The 2,029-nt window shown below is 32.4% G+C and carries 2 protein-coding genes and 1 other annotated feature; both genes read right to left on the bottom strand.

The genetic code is table 11. From position 1 onward, the window contains the following. Nucleotides 1–217: 217 nt before the first annotated feature. On the bottom strand, nucleotides 218–589 hold the full coding sequence (locus tag ACO6OL_RS08635; protein ID WP_485502836.1) for a GFA family protein: 372 nt from the start codon (nucleotides 587–589) through the stop codon (nucleotides 218–220). Nucleotides 590–812: 223 nt separating this feature from the next. After that, nucleotides 813–1,553: a cyclase family protein gene (locus tag ACO6OL_RS08630; RefSeq protein ID WP_485502835.1), complete on the bottom strand. Its 741-nt coding sequence runs from the start codon at nucleotides 1,551–1,553 to the stop codon at nucleotides 813–815. A 97-nt stretch (nucleotides 1,554–1,650) separates the two neighbouring features. Continuing rightward, nucleotides 1,651–1,902, bottom strand: a binding site (T-box leader). Nucleotides 1,903–2,029 lie beyond the last annotated feature (127 nt).

Here is a 2,029-nt window from a genome sequence, read left to right as displayed (position 1 = left end):
CTTTTTTTCCAACTTCTCTTGACTTTTCTGTTTACACAAAATATTATACACTATCGAGAATTTCTCACGAGCTTCTACTAACTCCTTAGGTCTTAAAAATGATCCCACGTGATCTACTCTATATGCCGCTCTTTCTACTACTTTATTTTGACATCCTTGACACATAATATTTTTTCTCCTTTTGTTTAACTAATTTATTTTCTCTATCTTCTTAGATTTATTTATCAAGCAACCAAGAAAAGGCTGGATTCTGAAAAATATGACGTTTAGGAACAGTTTGTAAATTCTGATCGCATTCATCTATTGTCCCTAATTTCAAAGCACAGACTTCTGGTATATTTTCTTGAACAGTAAAAATTTGACTATGACAGTTCTGGCAGTAATAACGCTGTTTTTCTGGAGAAGAACTATAGGAAACAAGATTTTCTTTTCCATGCAATACTAGCTTTTTACTGCTAACTTTAGCATTAACTGTATAGGCAGACGCAGTTGCTTTCCGACAAAATGAGCAATGACAAAAAACTAATTCCGATAATTCCTCATCTAGAGTGTAGGTCACTGCTTTACATAAACAAGATCCTTTAAGCATTATGAATGCTCCTTTCTACCACCTTATTTTGACATCCTTGACCCATAATATTTTTTTCTCCTTTTGTTTAACTGATTTATTTTCTCTTTTTACTTTTCTCTTCTGACTTTATTATCTTGACTTTATTATAAACTTCTAGTTACTTTTCTCTTCAAACTTTTCTTCTTCTCTCTTTTCTAATATCTATTTTTTCATAAACTCAAACTTTTTTATAAAGACCGTACTATTCGTCTTCTGGTAATATCGCTACTACTCTTACTGGAGATCCAGTTGCTTCTGTCCAGTTTGGATAAGCAATTGAGATTAATGCTCCAATGGCTGGTACTTGATCAAGATTTGCTAAAACTTCGATTTGATAAATATCTTGTTCTAGTAAGTAGTACTCTTGAATAAGCCCTTCAGCTGCCGCTGTAACTCCTGAGTCAGTATCTAATGTTTCATGACCTACAGCTTTAACTTTTCTTTCTTTAATTAAGAATTCTAGTGCATCTCTACCCCATCCCGGAGTGTGTTGAACATCATTTTCATCTAGATTTCTAATTTCATCATAGCTAGGCCAACGTTTTGACCAATCACTTCTAAATGCTACGAATGATTCTGGTAATATTTCACCATGTTGAGCTTCGAAGTCAAGAATGTCTTGTTTAGTAATTACATAATCATTATTCTCCGCTACTTCTTTACTTTTATCTATTACGTATAGAGGTAATAGTAAATCTTTAAGTTCAATTTCATCTAACCAACGACCACCTTCAACGAAGTGAATTGGCGCATCGATGTGTGTTCCATATTGTCCAACAACTGAGAATTTTTGAACATAGAATCCATCTTTTAAAGTAAAGACATTTTCTTTTTCTAACGCAGGTAGCGCTGGGAACTTAGGTGAGTTTTCATCAATTTTGTGGCTTAAGTTAACCCATTTTTTGTTTTTTAATGTTTTATAAATATTTAGTAATTCTGACATATTTCTTTCCTCCGAAATGTTTATATTATTTCTTTAAGTTAAGAATTCTTGTGATTATTTTGAGAAATAAAAAAGTCCTCACAGAAGCTTTTGCTTCTGCAAGGACGTCTAATAATTTACGTGTTACCACCTTACTTTATGATATTCTCACAAATATCAACTCAAAAAGTACGCACCAAAATAGAATGGTGTTATACCCTGAAGCTATAACGGGCTCACCCGTAAAGGTCTAATTATTCGACCATTAACACTCAAAGACCATTTTCAAAGTTTCCAATACGATCTCTTTTCACCAACCGAGACTCTCTTTACCATCTTTCACTTTTACTTATCTTATCAACGTGTGAATCATTAACTTGTGATTAAGTATAACAAGTTATTTTTTATCTGTCAATAGTTTTTTTGAAAAAATTTACATGTTTTTCTAGAGTTGTCAAACATTTGTGACACGAACCTATAATAAATGACATTCTGAT

The organism is Gemella sp., from assembly GCF_057272915.1.
This window is presented reverse-complemented; position numbering and strand designations above follow the sequence as displayed.

Excerpts from the sequence above, each read along its gene's own strand:
- ACO6OL_RS08635 (WP_485502836.1), bottom strand. The coding sequence starts at position 589 with ATGCTTAAAGGATCTTGTTTATGTAAAGCAGTGACCTACACTCTAGAT.
- ACO6OL_RS08630 (WP_485502835.1), bottom strand. The coding sequence starts at position 1,553 with ATGTCAGAATTACTAAATATTTATAAAACATTAAAAAACAAAAAATGG.